Source organism: Stenotrophomonas sp. G106K1, assembly GCF_037969685.1.
GTDB classification, from domain to species: domain Bacteria; phylum Pseudomonadota; class Gammaproteobacteria; order Xanthomonadales; family Xanthomonadaceae; genus Stenotrophomonas; species Stenotrophomonas lactitubi.
Genome location: NZ_JBBPFR010000004.1, coordinates 62,230 through 83,213, shown reverse-complemented (window position 1 = coordinate 83,213; position 20,984 = coordinate 62,230). Strand labels below are relative to the sequence as shown.

Genomic DNA, 20,984 nt, shown 5'->3' with positions numbered 1-20,984 from the left:
CGGCTGTACGTTGTCAGGTCGAGACAGGGGCGGGCGCTGCCGCGCCGGGGTGATGACGTTTCCACCGGGATGGATGGGATGACCAGAAAGACAGCGTCTTCCGACTGGGTGCAGCACGCTGCGCAACCGGGAAGAATTGAGCGCATCGAGGCCTATTTTGGCGGGCATGGCTACAGTCCGCATCGGCACGACACCTATGCTATTGGTCTTACTCTGGCAGGCGTGCAGAGTTTCCAGTATCGCCGCGCCCAGCGGCATAGCCTGCCGGGCACGGTGATGGTGTTGCATCCCGATGAGCTCCATGACGGGGAGGCAGGCACGGCGGCAGGGTTCCATTACCGGATGGCGTACATCGAACCCTCGCTGATCCAGCAGATTCTTGGGGGCAGGCCACTGCCATTCATCGAAGGCGGGCTGTCGGCCGACTCCCGCATCCAGGCAGCATTGACCCCTCTGCTCCAGAACATTGCTACCCGGATCGACCTGATGGAAGAAGACGATGCGCTGCATGACCTGGCGCATGCCCTGCTTGGTGCCGCTGGTGAACGGCCCATCCGGCGCCGCCCCGATTTCGTCGCACTGGAACGTGCCCGGGCCCATATCCATGACTCGCTGGACTCTGCCATCACGATTGACGCGTTGGCCGAGTCCAGTGGTCTGGACCGCTGGCAACTCAGTCGGGATTTTCGCGCGCTCTATGGCACCAGCCCCTATCGCTACCTCACCATGCGCCGTCTGGACGTGGTGCGCCGGTTGATGCTGGCTGGACAGAGCATCAACCAGTCAGCACTGATGGCCGGCTTCTTTGATCAGAGCCACATGGCGCGCCACTTCATCTCTACGTATGGCGCACCTCCGGCGCGGTGGCTGAAGCGGATGCGGATCTCACCGTAGGCACGCCGCGGGGTGTTGCACGATCGTGCAAGACGGGGAGGCAAGGGCGCTTCAACATGCGGATTCCCACCACGACACGGTCCCAACATGCTGCAGCTCTCGCCCTCCAATCCCCGCAATGCCATCAATATTGAAGAGAAGTTCAGCCTCCTCAGCGAACAGTGGGCGCCCAGAGTGGTTGCCGAGATGAACGACTACCAGTTCAAGATCGTTCGCTTGCAGGGAGACTTCATCTGGCACACCCATGCAGATTCGGACGAGGCGTTCTTCGTTGTTGAGGGCGAGCTGCGAATCGACTTTCGCGAGGGCAGCGTCCGACTGCGGCAAGGTGAGCTGTACGTCGTGGCCAAAGGCGTAGAGCACAAACCTTACGCCGAGCATGAGGTGAGGTTGATGCTCATCGAGCCGCGAGGTGTTCTCAATACGGGTGAAGCGCTTGGGGAAAGAACCGCCCGGAATGATGTGTGGATCTAGAAGTACGTCGCCATCAGCTACGGGATTCGCCTGCCTTGGTCAAAGCCTACGGTAACTCGACAACAACCTTGCCCTTTGCCCGGCCGCTTTCCACGTAGGCCAACGCGCCCTGGGTCTCATGGAACGGAAACACCCGATCAATCACCGGGCGGATCGCACCGGACTCGACCAGCGGGGTGATCCCGCGCAACTGCTGCCCGTCGGCGCGCATGAAGACAAAGGTATATGTCACCCCCTTCTTCTTGACCTTGCTGCGGATGCCACGGCTGAGCAGGCGCATGACCTGCTTGAGTGGCCAGGCCAACCCGCGCGTCGCCGCAAATGCGGGCGTGGGTGGACCCGAAATGGAGATGAGATGTCCGCCCGGCTTGAGGATCTGCAGCGAGCGCTCCAGTTCATCCTTGCCCAGGCTGTTGAGCACCACATCGTAGTCGCGGAGTTCCGAGGCGAAGTCCTGCTGCCTGTAATCGATGACGACATCCGCGCCCAGCGCCTCCACCCACGCGACGTTGGCCGTGCTGGTCGTGGTCGCCACGAAGGCTCCCAGATGCTTGGCCAATTGGATGGCCACGGTGCCGACGCCGCCGGAGCCCGCCTGGATGAAGACCTTCTGTCCTGGCTTCAGCTGTGCGGTTTCCACAAGCGTCTGCCACGCGGTCAGTGCGACCAGCGGCAGCGAGGCGGCCTCCACCATGTTGAGGTTGCGGGGTTTGGGTGCCACAGAGCCCGCGTTGACAGCGATGAACTCGGCGAACGTGCCGATGCGATCATCGTCGGGACGTGCATATACCTCATCGCCCGGTTTGAACTGGGAAACGCCCGCGCCCACACGCTCCACCGTACCGGCCAGGTCGTTGCCCAGAATGAGCGGCAGGCGATACGGCAGGATCACCTTGAACTCGCCACGCCGGATCTTCGTGTCCAGCGCGTTGACGCTGGCCGCGTGCACGCGGATGAGCACATCGCCGTCGCGCAGCGGCGGCGTTGGTACATCACCGATGCGTCCCGTTTCCTTCTTGCCATACCGGTCGATGAGGAGGGCTTTCATGCGCGGTAACGCTCCGCCGCCTGCGCCTGGCGGAGATCCGAGAGCAGGCCCTGGCGCGATGCCTCCAGCGTGTTCCAGCGTTCGGCCACATGCAGCGGCGGAATGGTCACCGGTTCGCGGCGATCAAAGCCGATCAGCGCGGCATCGACCAGTTCGCCAACGTCCATCACTTCGGGCAGCGTGTTGATGTCGATGCCGGCACGCTCCCAGATCTCGGTGCGGGTGGCCGCCGGCAGGACGGCCTGCACGTAGACGCCCTTGGGCGACAGTTCCAGGCTGAGGCCCTGCGAGAGGAACAGCACGAAGGCCTTGGTCGCGCCGTAGACGGTCATGCCAAGCTCCGGTGCCAGGCCGACCACCGAGCCGATGTTGACGATCGCGCCTTCGCCGGCGGTGGCCAATCGCGGTGCAATGGCAGCGGCCAGGCGCGTCAGGGCGAGGGTGTTCAGTGTCACCAGTTGGTCGATGCTGTCGGCCGATTGCGCGGTGAAGCCACCGGACTGGGCGATGCCTGCGTTGTTGATCAGGATGCCTATACGCGCATCGTCACGCAGGCGTGCTTCCACGGCGGCCAGATCGGTGCGCTGGGTCAGGTCGGCAGGCAGGACGTCTACGGCGACCCCGGTGTCCTGGCGCAGGCGCGCGGCCAGTGTTTCCAGGCGCGTCCTGTCGCGCGCAACCAGCACCAGGTCGTGGCCGCGGCGTGCGAAGCGTTCGGCGTAAACGGTGCCGATGCCGCTGGAGGCGCCGGTGATGAGGACGGTGGGAAGCTGGCTCATGGTGTGTCTCTTGGAATTGGAAGGGGCGAACGGGGTGTGCAGCGTGGCGGTGTCGGACGGGTTACTGCGGCGCCGTATCGGTCAATGCGGGGTAGTCGGTGTAACCCTCCGCACCGCCGCCGTACAACGTCGCTGGATTCAATGCGTTCAACGGCGCGCCGGTTTTCAGGCGTTCGACCAGATCGGGATTGCTGATGAAGGCACGGCCAAACGCGATCAGGTCTGCCTTGCCAGCGGCAAGCCGTGCGTTGGCCAGTTCGAGGTCGTAGCCATTGTTGGCCAGGTAGGTGCCGGTGAAACGTCGGCGCAGGCTGTCAAAGTCGAACGGTGCTACGTCGCGCGGGCCGCCGGTAGCACCTTCCACCACGTGCAGGTAAACGATGCCCTGTGCGCTGAGCTGATCAACGATGTAGTCGTACTGTGGCTGCGGATCGCTGACGGTGGAAATCGCGTTGGCCGGAGAAACCGGCGAGATGCGCACACCGGTGCGATCGGCGCCGATCTCCTGTGCCACGGCGGCGGTGACGTCCAGCAGCAGGCGCGCGCGGTTCTCGATCGAACCGCCGTACGCATCGGTGCGCTGGTTGGCGCCGTCCTTGATGAACTGTTCCAGCAGGTAGCCGTTCGCACCGTGGATTTCGACCCCATCAAAGCCGGCGGCGATGGCATTGGCGGCGGCCTGGCGGAAGTCGTTGACGATGCTGGGCAGCTCGTCGATCTCCAATGCGCGCGGCTCGGACACATCAACAAAGCCGTTGTGCACGAACGTCTTGGTCTGCGCACGGATGGCCGAAGCGGAGACGGGCGCGGCGTGGCCGGGCTGCAGATCCACGTGCGAGATGCGGCCCACGTGCCAGAGCTGCACGAAGATGTGCCCGCCACGTGCGTGCACGGCGTCGGTGACCTGGCGCCAGCCGTCGATCTGATCCTGCGTGTAGAGCCCCGGCGTGTCCTGGTAGCCCTGGGCCTGGGCCGAGATCTGGGTGGCTTCGGTGATGATCAGGCCGGCCGAGGCCCGCTGGGCGTAGTAGGTGGCCGCCAGCGGGCTGGGCACCAGGCCGGCATCGGCGCGGTTGCGTGTCAGCGGCGCCATCACGATACGGTTGGCCAGCGTCAACGGGCCAAGGGGGTAGGGCTGGAAGAGTGTCGTGGTCGTCATCTGATGTGGGGCTGGCGGTCGTTGCCACAATGATGATGACCATAATCCACGATGTCAATGATTTGATGATGAACGTAATCAATGTGTGCTAGACTGCCGCCCTTCCGCAGCACAGCTCCCTCGGGCATCGGGTCATGAAGGTCACCAAGGCACAAGCGCAGGCCAACCGGGCGCATATTGTCGAAACCGCATCCACGCTCTTCAGGGAGCGGGGCTACGACGGTGTGGGCGTCGCAGACCTGATGGCGGCTGCAGGCTTTACCCACGGTGGCTTCTACAAGCATTTCGGCTCCAAGACCGACCTCATGGCCGAAGCCTCCATCTGCGGCCTGGCGCAATCTGCCGACGCTGCGGCGGGCATGGATCTGGCGGGATTTCTTGGCTACTACCTTTCCCGGGAGCATCGGGATGACCCAGGCCACGGCTGCACGATGGCCGCGTTGAGTGCAGACGCCGCGCGCCAGCCGGCAACGGTCAAGGCAGCCTTTGCCGCCGGCATTGAAGCCCAGGTAGGGCGCCCTGCCGGCGAGGATGATCCGTCGAGCGAGCACGCCAACCCGGAGGCGCGCGCGCGTCGGATAGCCCTGATGGCCATGGCCGTGGGCGCGGTGGTGCTGTCCAGGTCGTGTCCGGATGATTCGCCGCTGGCTGATGAAATTCTGGCCGCATGCCGGGCGGCCGTCATGGCGCGCCTGTCGGATGCACCCGATCCCTGAGTCGCGCCTGCGCGCGTGCGTCCGGGCCGTGAGCCGGCGCGCGCGATGCAGGCCGCCGTGCTTCGGTCCGACCTGGCGTCGCCGCGGACCTTAAGCGTCCCGCTTCAGCCAGCCCACCAGCGCCGAAAATGCCGGCGAGGGCTGCCGGCGGTTCGGGTAGTACAGGTGATAGCCCGGAAAAGGCACACACCATTTGTCGAGCACGGCAAGCAGCCGCCCCTCGGCAATGTGATCGGCCACCATCGGCTCGGGCGCATACGCCAGGCCCAGTCCGTCCAGGGCGGCATTGATCACGTGGATCATGCTGTTGAACACCAGTGGCCCGTCGCCGCGCACGGTGAACTCCTTGCCTTTCTCCTCGAACTCCCACGCATAGATGGCGCCATTCGGACGATGCCGGATGTGCACGCAGCGATGTTGCGTGATATCGGCGGGCTTCCTTGGCTTGGCATGCTTCTGGAAGTAGTCGGGCGATCCAACCACCACCAGCCGCCAATCCGGCCCGACCCTGACCGCGATCATGTCCTTGCTGAGCGCCTCGCCCAGCCGGATGCCGGCGTCGAAGCGCTGTTCCACCACGTTGGTGAAGCCGTAATCGACGTAGAACTCCAGTGTGATGTCCGGATACTCGGCGAGGAATCCGGCAAGGCGAGGGCGGATGATGGTCTCCATCGAATCGTCCGTGCAGGAGATCCGCAGGGTTCCGGCCGGGCGATCGCGCAGATCCCCCAATGCCTCCACACTGGCGCCGATGGCTTCGAAGTGCGGTGCGATCGAGCGCATCAGGCGCTCGCCCGCCTCGGTCGGGGAGACGTTGCGCGTGGTCCGGGCCAGCAGCCGGATGCCCAGGCGCTCCTCCAGCAGCCGCATGGAGTGGCTGAGCGCAGAGGGTGTCACCCCCAGGCGAACAGCCGCCTTGGTGAAGCTCTGCTCCTGTGCCACCACCAGGAAGGCCTGCAGGTCGTTGGTCTTCACGCTGCCCATGGGTCAATTGTGAGCTCAACTCAGTAATGCATCAACTTTCAGCCGGCTTATCGCGGTAGCAGGCGCCGCCTATCGTGGCGACCTGAGTTCCCACTGAGGCCGTCCGCACATGAAACCCACCACGCTGCTGCTGGCACTGATTGCCAGCCATTTCGTTCCGCAGTCGGCCGTGGCCGCCGAGGCACCGGTCGCCGCAAGAACCGCCACCGCCGGCGCCGACAATTTCTACAGAAGCGCCAGCGTAAAAGGCGAGCGCGTCAGCTTCCGTAACCAGTACCAGATGGAGGTGGTCGGAACGCTGTACCGGCCTCAGGGCCAGGTGCGGGGTGCCCGCGCGCCAGCCGTGGTAGTCGGTCATCCGATGGGCGCAGTGAAGGAGCAGAGTTCACAGTTGTACGCGCAGAAGCTGGCTGAGCAGGGCTTCGTTACGCTGGCGATCGACCTGTCCTTCTGGGGTGAAAGCGCCGGTACGCCTCGGCACCTGGTGTCGCCGGAAATCTATTCGGATGACGTCAGCGCGGCGGTGGACTTCCTGAGTGCGCAGTCGTTCGTGGACCCGGAACGAATTGGCGGCTTGGGTATCTGCGGCAGTGGCAGTTTCGTGATCAGCGCTGCGAAGATCGATCCACGCATCAAGGCAATCGCGACGGTCAGCATGTATGACATGGGCGCCGCTGTGCGCCAGGGGTTGAACAACACGCAGTCGCTTCAACAGCGCAAAGCGATGATCCAAGCGGCGACGAAGCAGCGCCTGGTTGAGTTCAACGGTGGGCAGGCCGCCTATGTGCCAGGCACCGTGAATACGCTGGATGCCGATACGCCGGACGTGCAGCGTGAGTTCTTCGATTTTTACCGTACGCCGCGCGGTGCCTATGCGGCTGCAGGCGAGCAGCCCGAACGAACCACCCAGCCGCTGTTCAGCAGCCTGGTCAAGTTCGTCAATTTCTATCCTTTCAACGATATCGAGACCATCTCGCCGCGGCCGATGTTGTTCATCTCGGGTGACCATGCACATTCCCGTGAGTTCAGCGAGGATGCGTACCGCAGGGCAGCCCAGCCGAAGGAACTCTACTGGGTGAAAGATGCCGGCCACGTAGACCTGTATGACCGCACCGACCTGATTCCCTTCGCCAGGGTGGCGACGTTCTTCCAGCAGGGCCTGGCTGGGAAATGAGCAGTAGCGACGCGACGGCCGAACGGGCCAACTGGGGCGGTGTGCTCGCGATGACGCTATGCGTGTTCGCACTGATCGCTTCCGAATTCATGCCGGTGAGCCTGCTCACGCCCTTGGCAGCTGACCTCGGTGTGTCCGAAGGGCTGGCCGGGTATGGAATTGCCATTTCCGGCGCCTTCGCAGTGCTGACCAGCCTGTCGATCTCCCGGTTGGCCGGCAGCATCAACCGGAAGGCGCTGCTGCTGACGCTCACCGCAGTGATGGCGGTGTCGGGCGTGGTGGTGGCGATGGCTCCCAGCTACCCGGTGTACATGATGGGCCGGGCGCTGATCGGCGTGGTGATCGGTGGGTTCTGGTCGTTGTCTGCGGCCACGGCCATGCGACTGGTGCCTGCAGCGCAGGTGCCGCGAGCACTGGCGATCTTCAATGGCGGCAACGCGCTGGCGACGGTAGTGGCCGCGCCACTGGGCAGTTACCTTGGCGGCGTGATTGGATGGCGCGGCGCGTTCCTGTGCCTTCTGCCTGTGGCTGCCATCGCGCTGGCATGGCAGTGGCGGTGCCTTCCTTCCATGCCCGCAGAAGGAAGGCCATCCCACGGCGGGGTACTGGCCCTGTTGCGGCGGCGGGTGGTGATGCTGGGCATGGCGGCGTGCGGAACCTTCTTCATGGGGCAGTTTGCCGTGTTCACCTATGTGCGCCCGTTCCTGGAAAAGGTCACGGGTGCAGGGGAATCCGCGGTTCCGCTGGTGCTGCTGGCCATTGGTGCAAGCGGCTTTGTGGGCACGCTCGCCATCGGGGCACTCATCAGGCATGGCCTTTACCGCACGCTGGTGGCTGTTCCGATCCTGATGGCGGTGATTGCCGCGGCGCTCGTGGCGCTGGGTACTCAGCTCTGGCCGACGGCCGCACTGTTTTCGGTATGGGGTCTGCTGGCCACGGCTGCACCGGTGGGCTGGTGGAGCTGGCTGGCGCGCACGTTCACCAGCAACGCTGAGGCGGGCGGCGGGCTGATGGTAGCGGTGGTGCAGTGCTCGATCGCGTCGGGTTCCACTCTCGGTGGCCTGCTGTTGGACAGCGCTGGTTTCGCCAGTACGTTCCTGGCCGGCGCAGGCCTGCTGTTGCTCGCGGCCTTGCTTGCCCATGTCACGGCCGCCGATGCTGCATCCGCGTCCGGCTCGGCGGTTGCCGCGGAAGCCCGAGGCTGATGGGACGCGCGGCGGGGATCATTGCGCAGCTGCTTTTGCCTTGCCTTGCATTCGCGGCGGTGTCTGCATGCTCTGCCGAGCAGAATCAACATGCCGTTGCGCTCATGAAAACGGCACCCAACCCGAAGCTTCCTGCAATGAAGATCCGGCTGATCATCAACGACCAGACGCTGTCGGCCACGTTGGAGGACAGCGTTCCCGCACGCGACTTCGCCGCCCAGTTGCCGATTACCCTTCAGCTTGAGGACCATGCTGCTACGGAGAAGATCGCGCAGCTCCCGCGCCGCCTCAACATTGCCGACGAACCGGACGGGATCACGCCAGTGGCCGGCGATATCGCCTTCTACGCGCCGTGGGGGAATCTGGCGATCTTCCACAGACCGTTCGGCTACTCGAAGGGTCTGGTGCTGCTGGGACGTATCGAGGGAGGTCTGCAGGCCCTTCGTGCCGAGGGGCCGCTGGTGGTTCGCCTGGAAGTCGAGTAGCAGTTTGGCTGCCGCGCTCACTCCGAACCGTTTCTCTGTTGGCGACAGGGCCTGGCACCCGCTTGTGCGATCGGGATGACCACGCCGGCTGGCGGCTTGCGCCGCCAGCCTACGGACGCGGGAGGGGGCCCGCCCGGTGCTTTAGAAGTAGTAGGCAGCTGAAAAAGCCACGATGTCTGAGCCGACGTCGTACTTGCCCTGCAGGCTGCTGCCCGTAGCCGAGGTCACCGACACTTCCGGCTTGTCCAGGAAGAGATGCGTGTAGCCGACGCTGTACTCAGCCGACTCAGAGGCTCGGTACGTAGCGCCCAGGGATAGCCACTTGCGGTTGCTGTCTGGCACGCGGACATCACGGATATCGTCTGTCACAGGGCTCTGATCGGTCGCGATACCCGCGCGGAGCGTCAGCTTCTGGCTGTAGCGATACTCCGTGCCGATGGAAGCAAACGTTGTATCCCGGTAGCTGAAGTCCAGAGCCCGGGTGGGCTGAGCAGAGTGGAAGTCCAGCCTGATTTCGGCGAACTTGGACCACGCCGTGCGTGTTACATCGGCCATGACCGACCAGCGGTCATTGACCTGGTGGCTGATGCTGCCGGTCAGCGTGGCGGGAAGATTGAGCGCAGTGCTTGCGTTGGTGTCGACAAACCAGCCTGGACGTGCCGCTGCCAACAATGGTGCGGCGGCCGCTGGAACCCCGAAGCGTACCTCTGCGTCGTTGAGCTTGTGTTCCACCCTGGACCGATATGCGATGCCGATGTTGGTTCCCTCTACCGGCGTGAAGAGTCCGCCGAGGGTGAAGCCAACCGCGTCATCCTTGGCATCAATGTGCGTGTAGCCATCTGCACTTCCCGGAGAATAGCCTGGTGCCCGCGCGCCGGCGAGCACGGCACCGAAATCGACCGCATCATGAAGCTCAGCTTCCACACGCTCGACAAAGACAGAGGCGCCGAAGGAGACATAGGGGTTTACGTCGTAAGAAAGCGACAAACCAAGGTCAACCGATTTGATCTCCGTCTTGATCCCGTTGTAGCGACCGACCCAGTCGCTCTCGTACTCAGTCTTGAAGCCAAATGGCGCCGTCAATGAAAGCCCCAGGTGGGCCTTCTCACCCAATGGGGTGTGGAAATAGAGGGCAGGGATGGGGCTGGTGTCACCCGCGTCCCCGCCATCACCTCCAGAGAGCGGACGTCCCAGGGCATCGCGGCCTTCGCCTTTGAAGTCCACGGTGTAGTTCACAACACTTGCATCGGCTTGAAACAGCCGCCCATCGAGGAGACGCATGGCAGCCGGATTGTCCGCTATCACCGATGCGTCGCCTGGCGCACTGATCGACCCCGCAAAGCCGCGGCCCAGGCCCTTTGCACTTTTCTCCTTCAACTGGAATGCAGCAGCCTGCGCATTGCCAGTCGCGCCTGCCAATGCACTCAGCAGGGCCAGCGCAAGTATCGTTTTTGTGGTCATTGCTTGCCCTCCACAGGCAACTGTCGATGCGGCGGTTCGCATGGGGAGATTCTTGATTCAGAAGGCGCTCCTCACGGCATGAGACGGCTCGGCCTTGGTGCGCAGCGCGCATCCCGGCTGCGGAGTCATCGCCCAGCTGAGCCGCCCCGAGTATTGGGCGTGTGACCAACGACGTCAGCAGTCACTATGGGGCCGGTAGTGGACCGATACCCGATCGGTCACCATTTGCCCGCGTTAGCACGCGGCGCTACCCTTGCCCGATGTCCACTTCAACCTCTGCAGCACTCGACGCCGGACGCGGCCCCGCCGAGCACGACGTGCGCACCCAGATCATCGAGGCTGCCACCGCGCATTTCAGCCACTACGGCTATGACAAGACCACGGTGTCCGACCTCGCCAAGGCCATCGGCTTCTCGAAGGCCTACGTCTACAAGTTCTTTTCCTCCAAGCAGGCCATTGGCGAGGTGATCTGCGCCAATTGCCTCAGTCAGATCGAAAGCGAGGTTCATCAGGCCCTGCAAGGCGTGCAAGCGCCTGCCGAGAGGCTGCGGTTGTTGTTCACCGTCATTGTGGAGGCCGGTCTTCGCCTGTTTCTGCAGGATCGGCGCCTGTATGAAATTGCCGTTGCGGCCGCGACGGATCAATGGCCTTCAGCGCAGGCATATGAAGGGCGCATCAGGCAGCTTGTTGAAGACATCATCAAGGATGGACGCGCTTCCGGCGCATTTGAGCGCACGACGCCGCTTGAGGACACCAGCCGTGCGGTCTACCAGGTCCTGCTTCCTTATCTGAATCCGGTGACGCTGCCGCACCTGGTGGCCCTGCACAAAGAAGCGCCAAGTGCCTTGCAGGAGCTGGTCCTCCGGAGCCTTGAGTCACGCCCGCAGTGACTATTGACTATATTGGTCACTAGGAACAGAATCCCTCCGGATACCCCACTCCGGAAGGCCGCATGCGTCGCCGTTTTGTAGTCACAGCCCTCTCCTGTGTTGCTCCGTTGTTCCTTGTGGCCTGCGGAAGGTCGGATGACGTCGATCCCCGGACCGCTCCGCCCATCGTCCGGATTGCCCAAGTGCAACCGGGGGCGGCAGGTGCGCGCACGTTCACAGGAACCGTCGCCGCACGCGTACAGAGTGATCTGGCCTTTCGGGTGGGTGGCAAGGTCACCGAGCGCCTGGTTGAGACGGGGCAGACGGTCAAACGCGGCGACGTGCTCTATCGGATTGATCCCGTCGATCTGAACCTGGCAGCGGCGTCCCAGCTGCAGGCCGTCATCGCGGCCCGAGCGCAAAGCGTGCAAGCCAACGCTGACGAAGCGCGATACCGCGATCTGGCAGCCAAGGGCGTCGTTTCCCGGTCGGCCTACGATCAGATCAAAGCGGCGGCGGACGCAGCATCGGCACAGCTCAAGGCGGCCGACGCGCAAGCCCGGGTTGCGCGTAATGCCAGTCAATACACGGCGCTCGTCGCCGATGCCGATGGGGTGGTCATGACCATCTCCGCTGAGCACGGTCAGGTCGTGGCGGCGGGGCAGATCGTCGCCCGGCTTGCCCGCGCAGGCAGTCGGGAGGCCGTGGTCCAGTTACCCGAGACGCTACGACCCCAGATCGGCTCCGTGGCCTCAGCGTCCCCGTTCGGGGCAAGCGGCAAGATCCCCGCACGGTTGCGCGTGCTCTCTGAATCGGCAGACCCTGCCACCCGGACCTTCGAAGCCCGTTACACGCTGGAAGAAGGCAGCACGGTGCTGCCGCTGGGTTCCACGGTGGCGGTCGAACTTGCAGGCGCAGCACCTGCCGGTACGTCGGCCGGCGTTGAGGTTCCGTTGGGCGCATTGTTCGATCCTGGCACCGGTCCCGGCGTCTGGGTGATCGGTGGTGAACCGCTCAAGGCCCATTGGACGCCGGTCGCCGTCAAGCAGTTGGGTGATGACCGGGTCATGGTTGAGGGGGCCCTGAAAGCATCGGATCGCGTGGCCGCCCTCGGCGCCCATCTACTCCGCGAAGGGCAGGTGGTTCGCATCGCTGACACCGCCAGGAACGCTGTTGCAGACGGAGCCCACCAGTGAGTGGGTTCAATCTGTCAGCGCTTGCGGTGCGCGAGCGTGCCATCACGGTTTTCCTGATCTTTCTGGTCTCCGTTGCCGGCATCGTTTCGTTCTTCCAGCTCGGCCGCGCTGAGGACCCCGCGTTCACCGTCAAGGTCATGACCATCGTGACGGCCTGGCCGGGCGCTACGCCAACAGAAATGCAGGACCAGGTCGCCGAGAAGCTGGAAAAGCGCCTGCAGGAGCTGCGCTGGTATGACCGCAGCGAAACCTACACCCGGCCTGGCCTGTCCTTCATTACGCTGACATTGCAGGACGGCACGCCACCGTCGGAGGTGCAGGAGGAGTTCTACCAGGCGCGCAAGAAGATGGCTGACGAAGCCGCAAATCTGCCCACGGGCGTGATCGGCCCGATGGTCAACGACGAGTACGCCGATGTCACGTTTGCTCTTTTCGCACTGAAAGCGAAGGGTGAACCGTTCCGCCTGCTTGCGCGTGATGCCGAGACGCTGCGTCAGCGATTGCTGCACGTTCCTGGCGTGAAGAAGGTCAACATCATTGGTGAGCAATCCGAGCGCATCTATGTGGAGCTGTCGCACGAACGCCTGTCGAACCTCGGCATCACGCCACAGGAGGTGTTCGGGGCGCTGAACGGGCAGAACGCCCTGACGCCGGCAGGCTCGGTCGAGGCCAAAGGCCCGCAGATATTCATTCGCCTCGATGGCGCGCTGGACCAGCTGGACAAGATCCGCGATACACCCATCGTTGCACAGGGCAGGACCCTCAAATTGCAGGATATTGCCACCGTCAAGCGTGGCTATGAGGACCCGTCGACCTTCATGATCCGCAACGGTGGCGAGCCAGCCATGCTGCTGGGCATCGTCATGCGCGACGGCTGGAATGGCCTGGATCTCGGCGCCTCACTCGACGCGGAAGTCAGGAAGATCAATGACGGGCTTCCTGTCGGGATGGCGCTGGACAAGGTCACCGATCAGGCCGTGAACATCAGCTCGTCGGTCGACGAGTTCATGATGAAGTTCTTTGCCGCGCTGCTGGTGGTGATGCTGGTCTGCTTTGTCAGCATGGGCTGGCGGGTGGGTGTCGTGGTGGCTGCGGCCGTGCCACTGACCCTGGCTGCCGTGTTCATGGTGATGGCTGCGACCGGCAAGAACTTTGACCGCATCACGCTCGGCTCGCTGATCCTGGCGCTTGGTCTGCTGGTGGACGACGCCATCATTGCCATCGAAATGATGGTGGTGAAGATGGAAGAGGGCTATAGCCGGGTCAAGGCATCGGCCTACGCGTGGAGCCATACGGCAGCGCCCATGCTGGCTGGCACCCTGGTCACTGCGGTGGGCTTCATGCCCAACGGTTTCGCCCGGTCCACTGCGGGCGAATACACCAGCAACATGTTCTGGATCGTGGGCATTGCGCTGATCGTGTCGTGGGTAGTCGCGGTGTTCTTTACGCCTTATCTCGGGGTGAAGCTCCTCCCTGAACTCAAGACCGTGGAAGGCGGACACAGCAGCCTCTACGACACGCCGCGCTACAACCGTTTTCGTTCAATCCTGGCGCGCGTGATTGCGCGTAAGTGGCTTGCAGCAGGTTCGGTGATCGGCCTGTTTGTGCTTGCTGTGGTGGGCATGGGGCTGGTGAAAAAGCAGTTCTTCCCCATCTCCGACCGCCCGGAAGTGCTGGTCGAAGTGCAGATGCCCTACGGCACCGCCATCGAACAGACCAACCAGGCCACCCGGAAGGTCGAGAAGTGGCTCTCGGAGCAGGAAGAATCGAAGATCGTCACGGCCTATATTGGTGAGGGCGCTCCCCGGTTCTATCTTGCCATCTCGCCGGAACTACCGGATCCGGCATTCGCCAAGATCGTGGTGCGTACCGACAGCCAGGAACAGCGCGATGCCTTGAAAGCGAGGCTCCGCCAGGCCGTTGCGGAAGGCTTGGTGCCCGAGGCGCGCGTGCGCGTGACACAGCTGGTGTTCGGGCCTTACTCGCCCTACCCGGTGGCCTACCGTGTCAGCGGTCCGGATACGGACGTCATCCGTAGCATTGCGGCCAAGGTGGAGCAGACCATGCACGCCAGCCCGATGATGCGCACGGTCAACACCGATTGGGGCGTGCGCACGCCAACGTTGCATTTCACGCTCGATCAGGACCGCTTGCAGGCCATGGGCATGACCTCGGCGTCCGTCTCGCAGCAGTTGCAGTTCTTCCTGAGCGGCGTACCGGTCACTGCCGTCCGTGAGGACATCCGCACCGTTGAGGTTGTCGCTCGATCTGGTGGGGAAACGCGTTTGGATCCTGCGCGCATCGCAGACTTCACCCTGGTCGGTGCTGCTGGCCAGCGTGTGCCGCTGTCCCAGATCGGCTCGGTCGAGGTTCGGATGGAAGAGCCGGTGCTGCGCCGCCGTGATCGGGTACCCACCATCACCGTGCGCGGTGACATTGACGATGCACTGCAACCACCGGATGTATCCACCGCGATCAGCAAGCAGCTTGAGCCGCTCATTGCCTCGCTGCCCGAGGGCTACGCGATTACCCAGGCCGGTTCCATCGAGGAGTCGGGGAAGGCGATGAGCGCGATGCTGCCGCTGTTTCCAATCATGCTGGCGGCAACCCTGCTGATCATCATCCTGCAGGTACGCTCCATCTCCGCGATGATCATGGTCTTCATGACCAGTCCGTTGGGGTTGATCGGCGTGGTGCCGACCCTGCTGCTGTTCCAGCAGCCGTTTGGCATCAACGCGCTGGTTGGATTGATCGCATTGTCGGGCATCCTGATGCGCAACACGCTCATCCTTATCGGCCAGATTCACGAGAACGAAGACGCGGGGATGGAAACCTTCCACGCCATCATCGAGGCGACGGTTCACCGGGCGCGCCCGGTGATCCTGACCTCGTTGGCTGCGGTCCTTGCCTTCATTCCGCTGACCCATTCGGTGTTCTGGGGAACGCTTGCCTACACGCTGATCGGCGGCACCATTGCCGGCACCGTGATGACACTGGTGTTCCTGCCGGCGATGTATGCCATCTGGTTCAAGGTGCGAGCGGACAAGACCCCCGTCGCCTGATGGTGGCCCGGACCTCCTCTATATGGGAAGTGAGCTATGAGTACTGCCGACAGAGATCGCATTGTGGTGACCGGAATGGGCGTGGTCAGTCCACTCGGCTGCGGGGTTGAAACCGTCTGGTCGCGCCTCCTGGCGGGACGCTCCGGGATCGGGTCGTTGGGGGCCGAGCTTGCGGCGGGAACCGGTTGTGAGGTCGGTGGCCGCGTGCCTGACCGGATTCAGGATCCCGAGGGGGGCTTCGATTCCGCCGGCATCATCGCGCCGAAAGACCTCAAGAAAATGGACCGGTTTGTCGAGTTTGCGTTGGTCGCCGCCCATGAAGCGCTTGCGCAGGCCGGCTGGAACGAGGCCGATGAACAGGGGCTGCTGCGAACAGCGACCGTGATCGCTACAGGAATCGGCGGATTCGGATCGATCGTCACGGCGGTCCACACCACTGACAGTCGCGGGCCAGACCGGCTGTCGCCATTCACTGCGCCCACGTTCCTGGCCAACATGGCGGCGGGGCAGGCGTCCATACGCTACGGATTCAAGGGCCCGCAGGGTGCGCCCGTCACAGCGTGCGCAGCGGGTGTCCAAGCGATCGGCGACGCGGCGCGCCTCATCCGATCCGGCGAGGCGGACATCGCGTTGTGCGGTGGTGCAGAGGCAGCGATGCACCGGGTCAGCCTCGGTGGCTTCGCCGCTGCCAAGGCACTGAGCACGTCGTTCAACGACACGCCACAGGCAGCGTCCCGCCCGTTTGATGAGCAGCGGGACGGCTTCGTCATGTCCGAAGGGGCAGCGCTGCTGGTGATCGAGCGGCTGGATCATGCGCTGGCGCGTGGCGCCACCCCGCTGGCCGAGTTGGCCGGCTACGGCACCACCTCCGATGCCTATCATCTGACTGCGGGCCCCGACGACGGCAGTGGTGCGCGCAGGGCGATGGAGATCGCGCTGGCGCAGGCGGGCATTGCCGCCGGGCAGGTCGACCACATCAACGCGCACGCAACCTCGACCCAGGTGGGGGATCGGGCAGAGCTTGCGGCCATGCGTGCCTTGTTCGGTGCCCGTCCAGATCTTCTGATCTCTGCCACCAAGTCGAGCACCGGGCACCTGCTCGGGGCAGCTGGCGGCATCGAAGCCATCTTTACCGTGCTTGCATTGCGCGATCAGGTCGCGCCAGCGACACTCAACCTTGGCTGCCCGGATCCATTGGCCAAAGGGCTTTCAATCGTCGCCGGCGTGCCGCGCAAGGCTGGCATCGAGTTCGCGCTGACCAATGGATTTGGTTTTGGCGGCGTGAATGCCAGTGCACTTTTCAGGCGCATCTGAGCATGGCTGCCTCCAGCGGCTTCCCAAGCAAAACCACCCTGCGCTGGGAAGGCGCGCGGGCGTTGAGCCGGCGCTGGATGCTGGATGCCTCCGGCACTGTGTTTGCGGAAGAAGGGTTCGAGAACGCGACGATGAAGCGCATTGCCGAGGTCTGTGGCGTTACCAAGGTCACGATCTATGCGCACTATCGTGACAAGGCGCGGCTCTACAAGGCGGTCATGGACGGCCATCTGGCGTCGATGCCGGATGCCCGGCTCGATGCGCACGGAGCAATGGAACTTGGCAATGCGCTGATGCGCATCAATGATGGCATCGAACGGTTGGCAGCGGACCCGGCATGCCAGGCCTTCTGCCGGACGCTGTCGCGTTCTGATCATGCACGTGATGTCTACATGGAACACTGGAACACGAAACTGGAACCGTATCTGGACCTTGCGACACGAGCGATGGCGAGCGCCTCGGTCCGCTCGAGCCACTCAGGTGACAGTGAGAAGTTCCTCAGGCTCATCCTCACAGAACATGGCTTGCCTCATGGGGCGAGGCCCGTGTCCGGGAGTGAAGCAACCGTGGCGCTCTTCGTGCGCGCCTATGGGATGACGCTCCCGGAGGCCTGGAAGACTCCCCGGGAATGGTGAGGCGATGCCTCAAGGCCATCGGGCCTTCGCCATGGCCCCGTCAGGCATTCAGCGCAAGCTCGATTTCAGTCCAAACAGAGGCCGCAGCCAGCAGGAACGTCGGATCAGCAGTTCGTGCAGCAGCAGGCAACCGCCTACCGTGCCGAGCAGCACCAGCGCCGGCTCCATCCAAGGCCCAAGCTGCATCGGCTTCAGCCAGAACAACACGGCGATCATCAGGCTCTGATGCAGAACATACCAAGGGTAGATGGCCTCCGTGCAATACGGCAGCCAAGGGAAGGGGCGATCCAGACAGTGCTTGCCCCAGCCGAGCAGGGTCAGCAGCATTCCCCACGAGTACACCACCTCGCAGTACTGCGACTGCAGGCGCCAGAAAGGTTCCGGCCACTGGCGCAGTGGCGATGCCGGAGGCAGCCAGCGGCCCAGTGCTTCCAGGAACAGGTACCACGCAACAGCACCCAGTACCGTGGCCAGTGTTGCCCAGCGAAGCGCCTCGACCCGTTCCCAGAAGCGCGGCTCACGGCCGAGCAGGTAACCGACAAGGAACACCGTCCCAAACTTGGCATGTTGATGGACATCGTCCACCAGGGTGTTGGTGGCAGGGTGGGACGGGGCGAGCCACACCAGCCACAGCAGCAACAGCAGCGCCGGAAGCCCGATCAGCATCCAGCCCGGGGCGTTGGCAAACCGCTGGCTGGCCGATCGCAATGGCGCCGAATCCAGCACCGGCAGGGCGATGGCCAGAATCGTCGTATACACCCAGAGATAGGCCAGGTACCACAGATGGTTCCAGGTGATCCCGAAGCGATCACCGGCGAAACTGCCTTCCGGCCATGGGCGCACCTGCCAGTAGCGCAGCAGGAATTCCCAGAATCCGGGCGCGACCATGCCTCTGCTGACACCCTCGCAGTACGGCTGGATGGGCACGACCACGAGCATGCCGAAGGCGAGTGGCAGCAACAGCCTCCATGTCCGCTTCAGAATGAAGCGACCGCGTTGCAGTCGGTTTCGTGTCAGCGCAATGGCCACCCCGGAAATCAGAAACAACAGTGACATGCGCCAGCCGTTGAGCAGGCGCATGGGCCATTGAAGTGCGTCGGTCGTGAAGCTGCCCTTGAGATGAAAGCCCCATTCGTCCACGTATGCCATGGCGGTGTGGTAGAGGATCAGCAGGGCGAAGGCGATGATGCGGAGAGCATCGATATCGTGGCGGCGCGTCATGATGGTTCTGGTGGAGGCAGGATCAGGCCAATGTGCGGCACGTGGCCGGCAGGGCCAGCGGCAAAGGGATGGCCCGTTGCCGGCAGGTGACCAATGGCGGGGGTCGTGGGATGGATGGCGCGGCTAGAATTGCCACCTTGTCGCCTTATGCGCCGTTCTGTCTGGCCACCACCCATGCCTGTTCCTTCCTCCCCACGCTTACCCTTGGCCTCCCGTCTGCTGATGTGGGCAGGGATCCTGCTGGTGGTGGCCGTGGCCAATGCCGTGGTGGAAGTCATGGACGCACAGCGCCGTGGCGATGTGCTTGCGCTGTGGGAGCCGCTGGTCTGGGAGCTGAGCAGCGTCGGTGTGATCCTGGCCTGCCTGCCGATGCTGTGGTGGGGATGCAGGCGCTGGCCCCTGCACATCGACACCTGGAAGCGGCGCCTGCCGCTGTACCTGCTGGCCAGCGTGGGATGGTCGTTGCTGCATGTGCTGGGCATGATGGCGGTGCGCAAGGTCACCTACCTTGGGCTTGGTACAACGTATGTAGATGGTTCCAGCTGGGCGTCACGGCTGCTGTATGAGTACCTGAAGGACGTGCGGGTCTTCTTCAGTTTCGTGGCGCTGGAGCATTTCCTGAGCTGGTTCGGCCGCCGCCGTCAGGGCGAAGCCCATCTGTTGGCAGCGCCGGAGGATGGCCCGCCAGTCGAGCCTGTTCAACGGCCCCAGAATTTCCTGGTGCGCAAGTTGGGCAAGGAATTCCTGGTGGCCACCGAGGAGGTGGAGTACGCCCAGGCCTCCGGCAACTATGTGAACCTGCGGGTGCGCGGATGTGACTATCCGCTGCGGATGACGATGGCCGCACTGGAAGAGCGCCTTGATCCTTCCGTTTTCCTGCGCTGCCACCGCAGTTGGCTCATCAACCGGCGTCATCTGCGCTCGATCGAACCTACCGATGGCGGTGAAGCCCTGCTGCACATGGACGATGGTGCACGGGTGCCGTGCAGCCGCCGCCAGTTGCCAACGCTGCGGCAGGCACTGGGAGGAGGGTGATTGATGAAGCATGACTTCATGCACTGCAGATTGACTACAAATGTAGGCATTGTCTCTGTGTCCATTGAAGGAGCACGCCATGAGAGCACGTCTGCTTGCCTGCATACTCTTCCTGGCACTGCCACCGTTTGCGGCCGCAGCCAACACGCCTGATGCCTTGGCATCGATCGAGCGGAATGCCCGCAACGCGCATTCCGATGCGGTCTACATTGAAAGCGGACGCAGGGTGCTGCTGCAGATCGCGCCGGCAGCCGGTGAAGACCGCATCCACCTGATGTCGGCGACCAAGTCCGTCGTCGCCCTGGCCATCGGGCTGCTGCTCGATGACGGCAAGCTCGCTTCCATCGACGAACCGGCCAGCACTGTCTACCCGGAATGGCGGCAGGGCAGGAAGCGGGACATCACGATCAGGATGTTGATGGACCACACCTCCGGACTGCAGAACGTAGCCAACGCCGGTGTGGAACTGGAGGGCGCGCCGGATCTGGTGAAGCTGGCGCTGGCGGCCGAGGTGTCCACCGATCCAGGCACCACCTTCGCCTACAACAACAAGGCCACCAATCTCCTGCCGGGCATCGTCGAACGGCTTGCCGGCAAGCCGCTGGATGTCTACCTGGACGAACGGCTGTTCAGGCCGCTCGGCATCTCCGGCCATGCATGGATGAAGGATGAGGCCGGCACGCCCTTGGGCATGGCCGGGCTATCGCTGTCAGCCCCTGATCTGGCGGCGATCGGAAGACTGATGCTGGCCGGTGGCGTCACCCCGGACGGGAAGCGGCTGCTGAGCGAGCGTTCGGTTGCATTGATGACCACCGAGAGCGCACGTTCCCCCGATGTCGGCCTGCTGTGGTGGCGCATCCCCGCTTGGGAGCACTACCGGCTGAAATCAGCGGCAGCAGCCTTCCTGTCTGCCCGCAGCGTGGACGCCGGGATGCAGGAGGTGCTGCTGGCCACCAAGGGCCGGGTGTTCGACAGCAAGGCAGCGCTGATCAGCTTCCTGGCCGAACGCCTGGGACCCGGCTGGCCACAGCGCTACGCTGCCGAAATCACCGGGCGCGGACTGAAGCTCAGCGACGTCTTCGACATCGACCGAGGGCCTGTAGCGGCTTACGCAGCCAACGGCTATCTCGGCCAGCACCTGGTCATTGTTCCCGACAAGGGCGTGGTCGCGGTCAGGCAGATTCACCGGCGGGACAGCCACAGCGCCCCGCTCGACGATTACGCCGCGTTTCCCATGGATGTATTGCGGTTGGCGGAGACACTGTGACAGTCG

19 protein-coding genes are annotated in these 20,984 nt (G+C 63.7%); 13 read left to right on the top strand and 6 right to left on the bottom strand.

Annotated features, from left to right (window positions below):
- The first annotated feature begins 78 nt into the window (after window positions 1-78).
- Window positions 79-894, top strand: coding sequence for an AraC family transcriptional regulator (locus WKB25_RS05670; RefSeq protein WP_340569247.1), 816 nt, complete (start codon window positions 79-81; stop codon window positions 892-894).
- Window positions 895-981: 87 nt separating this feature from the next.
- Window positions 982-1,368, top strand: coding sequence for a cupin domain-containing protein (locus tag WKB25_RS05665; protein ID WP_180167117.1), 387 nt, complete (start codon window positions 982-984; stop codon window positions 1,366-1,368).
- A 46-nt stretch (window positions 1,369-1,414) separates the two neighbouring features.
- Here the strand turns inward: WKB25_RS05665 and WKB25_RS05660 are convergent, their stop codons facing one another.
- The 3 genes from WKB25_RS05660 to WKB25_RS05650 all read right to left on the bottom strand — a co-directional run bounded on the left by WKB25_RS05660 (window position 1,415) and on the right by WKB25_RS05650 (window position 4,354).
- Window positions 1,415-2,416: an NADP-dependent oxidoreductase gene (locus WKB25_RS05660; RefSeq protein WP_340569243.1), complete on the bottom strand. Its 1,002-nt coding sequence runs from the start codon at window positions 2,414-2,416 to the stop codon at window positions 1,415-1,417.
- Window positions 2,413-3,195 (bottom strand): SDR family oxidoreductase, encoded by a 783-nt coding sequence (locus WKB25_RS05655; RefSeq protein ID WP_340569242.1) that lies wholly within the window; start codon window positions 3,193-3,195, stop codon window positions 2,413-2,415. Before WKB25_RS05655 ends, WKB25_RS05660 begins: the two co-directional genes overlap by 4 nt.
- 61 nt (window positions 3,196-3,256) lie before the next feature.
- Window positions 3,257-4,354 (bottom strand): alkene reductase, encoded by a 1,098-nt coding sequence (locus tag WKB25_RS05650; protein WP_340569240.1) that lies wholly within the window; start codon window positions 4,352-4,354, stop codon window positions 3,257-3,259.
- 134 nt (window positions 4,355-4,488) lie between these two features.
- Between WKB25_RS05650 and WKB25_RS05645 the strand changes: the two genes are divergently transcribed.
- Window positions 4,489-5,070: a TetR family transcriptional regulator gene (locus WKB25_RS05645; RefSeq protein WP_340569238.1), complete on the top strand. Its 582-nt coding sequence runs from the start codon at window positions 4,489-4,491 to the stop codon at window positions 5,068-5,070.
- 90 nt (window positions 5,071-5,160) lie between these two features.
- Here the strand turns inward: WKB25_RS05645 and WKB25_RS05640 are convergent, their stop codons facing one another.
- Window positions 5,161-6,054: a LysR family transcriptional regulator gene (locus WKB25_RS05640; RefSeq protein ID WP_340569236.1), complete on the bottom strand. Its 894-nt coding sequence runs from the start codon at window positions 6,052-6,054 to the stop codon at window positions 5,161-5,163.
- 109 nt (window positions 6,055-6,163) lie between these two features.
- Between WKB25_RS05640 and WKB25_RS05635 the strand changes: the two genes are divergently transcribed.
- The 3 genes from WKB25_RS05635 (at window position 6,164) to WKB25_RS05625 (ending at window position 8,918) form a co-directional block, all read left to right on the top strand.
- Window positions 6,164-7,228: an alpha/beta hydrolase gene (locus WKB25_RS05635; protein WP_340569234.1), complete on the top strand. Its 1,065-nt coding sequence runs from the start codon at window positions 6,164-6,166 to the stop codon at window positions 7,226-7,228.
- Window positions 7,225-8,433, top strand: a complete 1,209-nt coding sequence (locus WKB25_RS05630) for an MFS transporter (RefSeq protein WP_340569232.1) — start codon at window positions 7,225-7,227, stop codon at window positions 8,431-8,433. Before WKB25_RS05635 ends, WKB25_RS05630 begins: the two co-directional genes overlap by 4 nt.
- A 137-nt stretch (window positions 8,434-8,570) precedes the next feature.
- A complete protein-coding gene (locus WKB25_RS05625) occupies window positions 8,571-8,918 on the top strand; it encodes a cyclophilin-like fold protein (RefSeq protein WP_340569231.1) in 348 nt (115 codons plus the stop codon).
- Between the two features lie 141 nt (window positions 8,919-9,059).
- On the opposite strand, the gene WKB25_RS05620 is transcribed toward WKB25_RS05625, so the two are convergent.
- Complete coding sequence (locus WKB25_RS05620; RefSeq protein WP_340569229.1) at window positions 9,060-10,379, bottom strand: outer membrane protein transport protein; 1,320 nt, start codon at window positions 10,377-10,379, stop codon at window positions 9,060-9,062.
- 260 nt (window positions 10,380-10,639) lie between these two features.
- Between WKB25_RS05620 and WKB25_RS05615 the strand changes: the two genes are divergently transcribed.
- The 5 genes from WKB25_RS05615 (at window position 10,640) to WKB25_RS05595 (ending at window position 17,455) form a co-directional block, all read left to right on the top strand.
- On the top strand, window positions 10,640-11,269 hold the full coding sequence (locus tag WKB25_RS05615; protein ID WP_340569227.1) for a TetR/AcrR family transcriptional regulator: 630 nt from the start codon (window positions 10,640-10,642) through the stop codon (window positions 11,267-11,269).
- Window positions 11,270-11,331: 62 nt separating this feature from the next.
- Window positions 11,332-12,444: an efflux RND transporter periplasmic adaptor subunit gene (locus WKB25_RS05610; protein WP_340569225.1), complete on the top strand. Its 1,113-nt coding sequence runs from the start codon at window positions 11,332-11,334 to the stop codon at window positions 12,442-12,444.
- Window positions 12,441-15,506, top strand: coding sequence for an efflux RND transporter permease subunit (locus tag WKB25_RS05605; protein WP_340569223.1), 3,066 nt, complete (start codon window positions 12,441-12,443; stop codon window positions 15,504-15,506). Before WKB25_RS05610 ends, WKB25_RS05605 begins: the two co-directional genes overlap by 4 nt.
- A 36-nt stretch (window positions 15,507-15,542) precedes the next feature.
- Window positions 15,543-16,820 (top strand): beta-ketoacyl-ACP synthase II, encoded by a 1,278-nt coding sequence (gene fabF / locus WKB25_RS05600; RefSeq protein ID WP_340569221.1) that lies wholly within the window; start codon window positions 15,543-15,545, stop codon window positions 16,818-16,820.
- Between the two features lie 2 nt (window positions 16,821-16,822).
- On the top strand, window positions 16,823-17,455 hold the full coding sequence (locus WKB25_RS05595; protein ID WP_340569219.1) for a helix-turn-helix domain-containing protein: 633 nt from the start codon (window positions 16,823-16,825) through the stop codon (window positions 17,453-17,455).
- A gap of 48 nt (window positions 17,456-17,503) precedes the next feature.
- On the opposite strand, the gene WKB25_RS05590 is transcribed toward WKB25_RS05595, so the two are convergent.
- Window positions 17,504-18,676 carry an acyltransferase gene (locus WKB25_RS05590; RefSeq protein ID WP_340569217.1) on the bottom strand — a complete coding sequence of 391 codons (1,173 nt, stop codon included), beginning with the start codon at window positions 18,674-18,676 and terminating at the stop codon, window positions 17,504-17,506.
- 174 nt (window positions 18,677-18,850) lie between these two features.
- On the opposite strand from WKB25_RS05590, the gene WKB25_RS05585 reads away from it, so the two are divergent.
- Complete coding sequence (locus tag WKB25_RS05585) at window positions 18,851-19,711, top strand: LytTR family DNA-binding domain-containing protein (RefSeq protein WP_340569215.1); 861 nt, start codon at window positions 18,851-18,853, stop codon at window positions 19,709-19,711.
- 79 nt (window positions 19,712-19,790) lie between these two features.
- The gene (locus WKB25_RS05580) at window positions 19,791-20,978 is read left to right on the top strand and encodes a serine hydrolase domain-containing protein (RefSeq protein WP_340569213.1); all 1,188 of its coding nucleotides are present in this window, start codon (window positions 19,791-19,793) and stop codon (window positions 20,976-20,978) included.
- The last annotated feature ends 6 nt before the right edge of the window (window positions 20,979-20,984 follow it).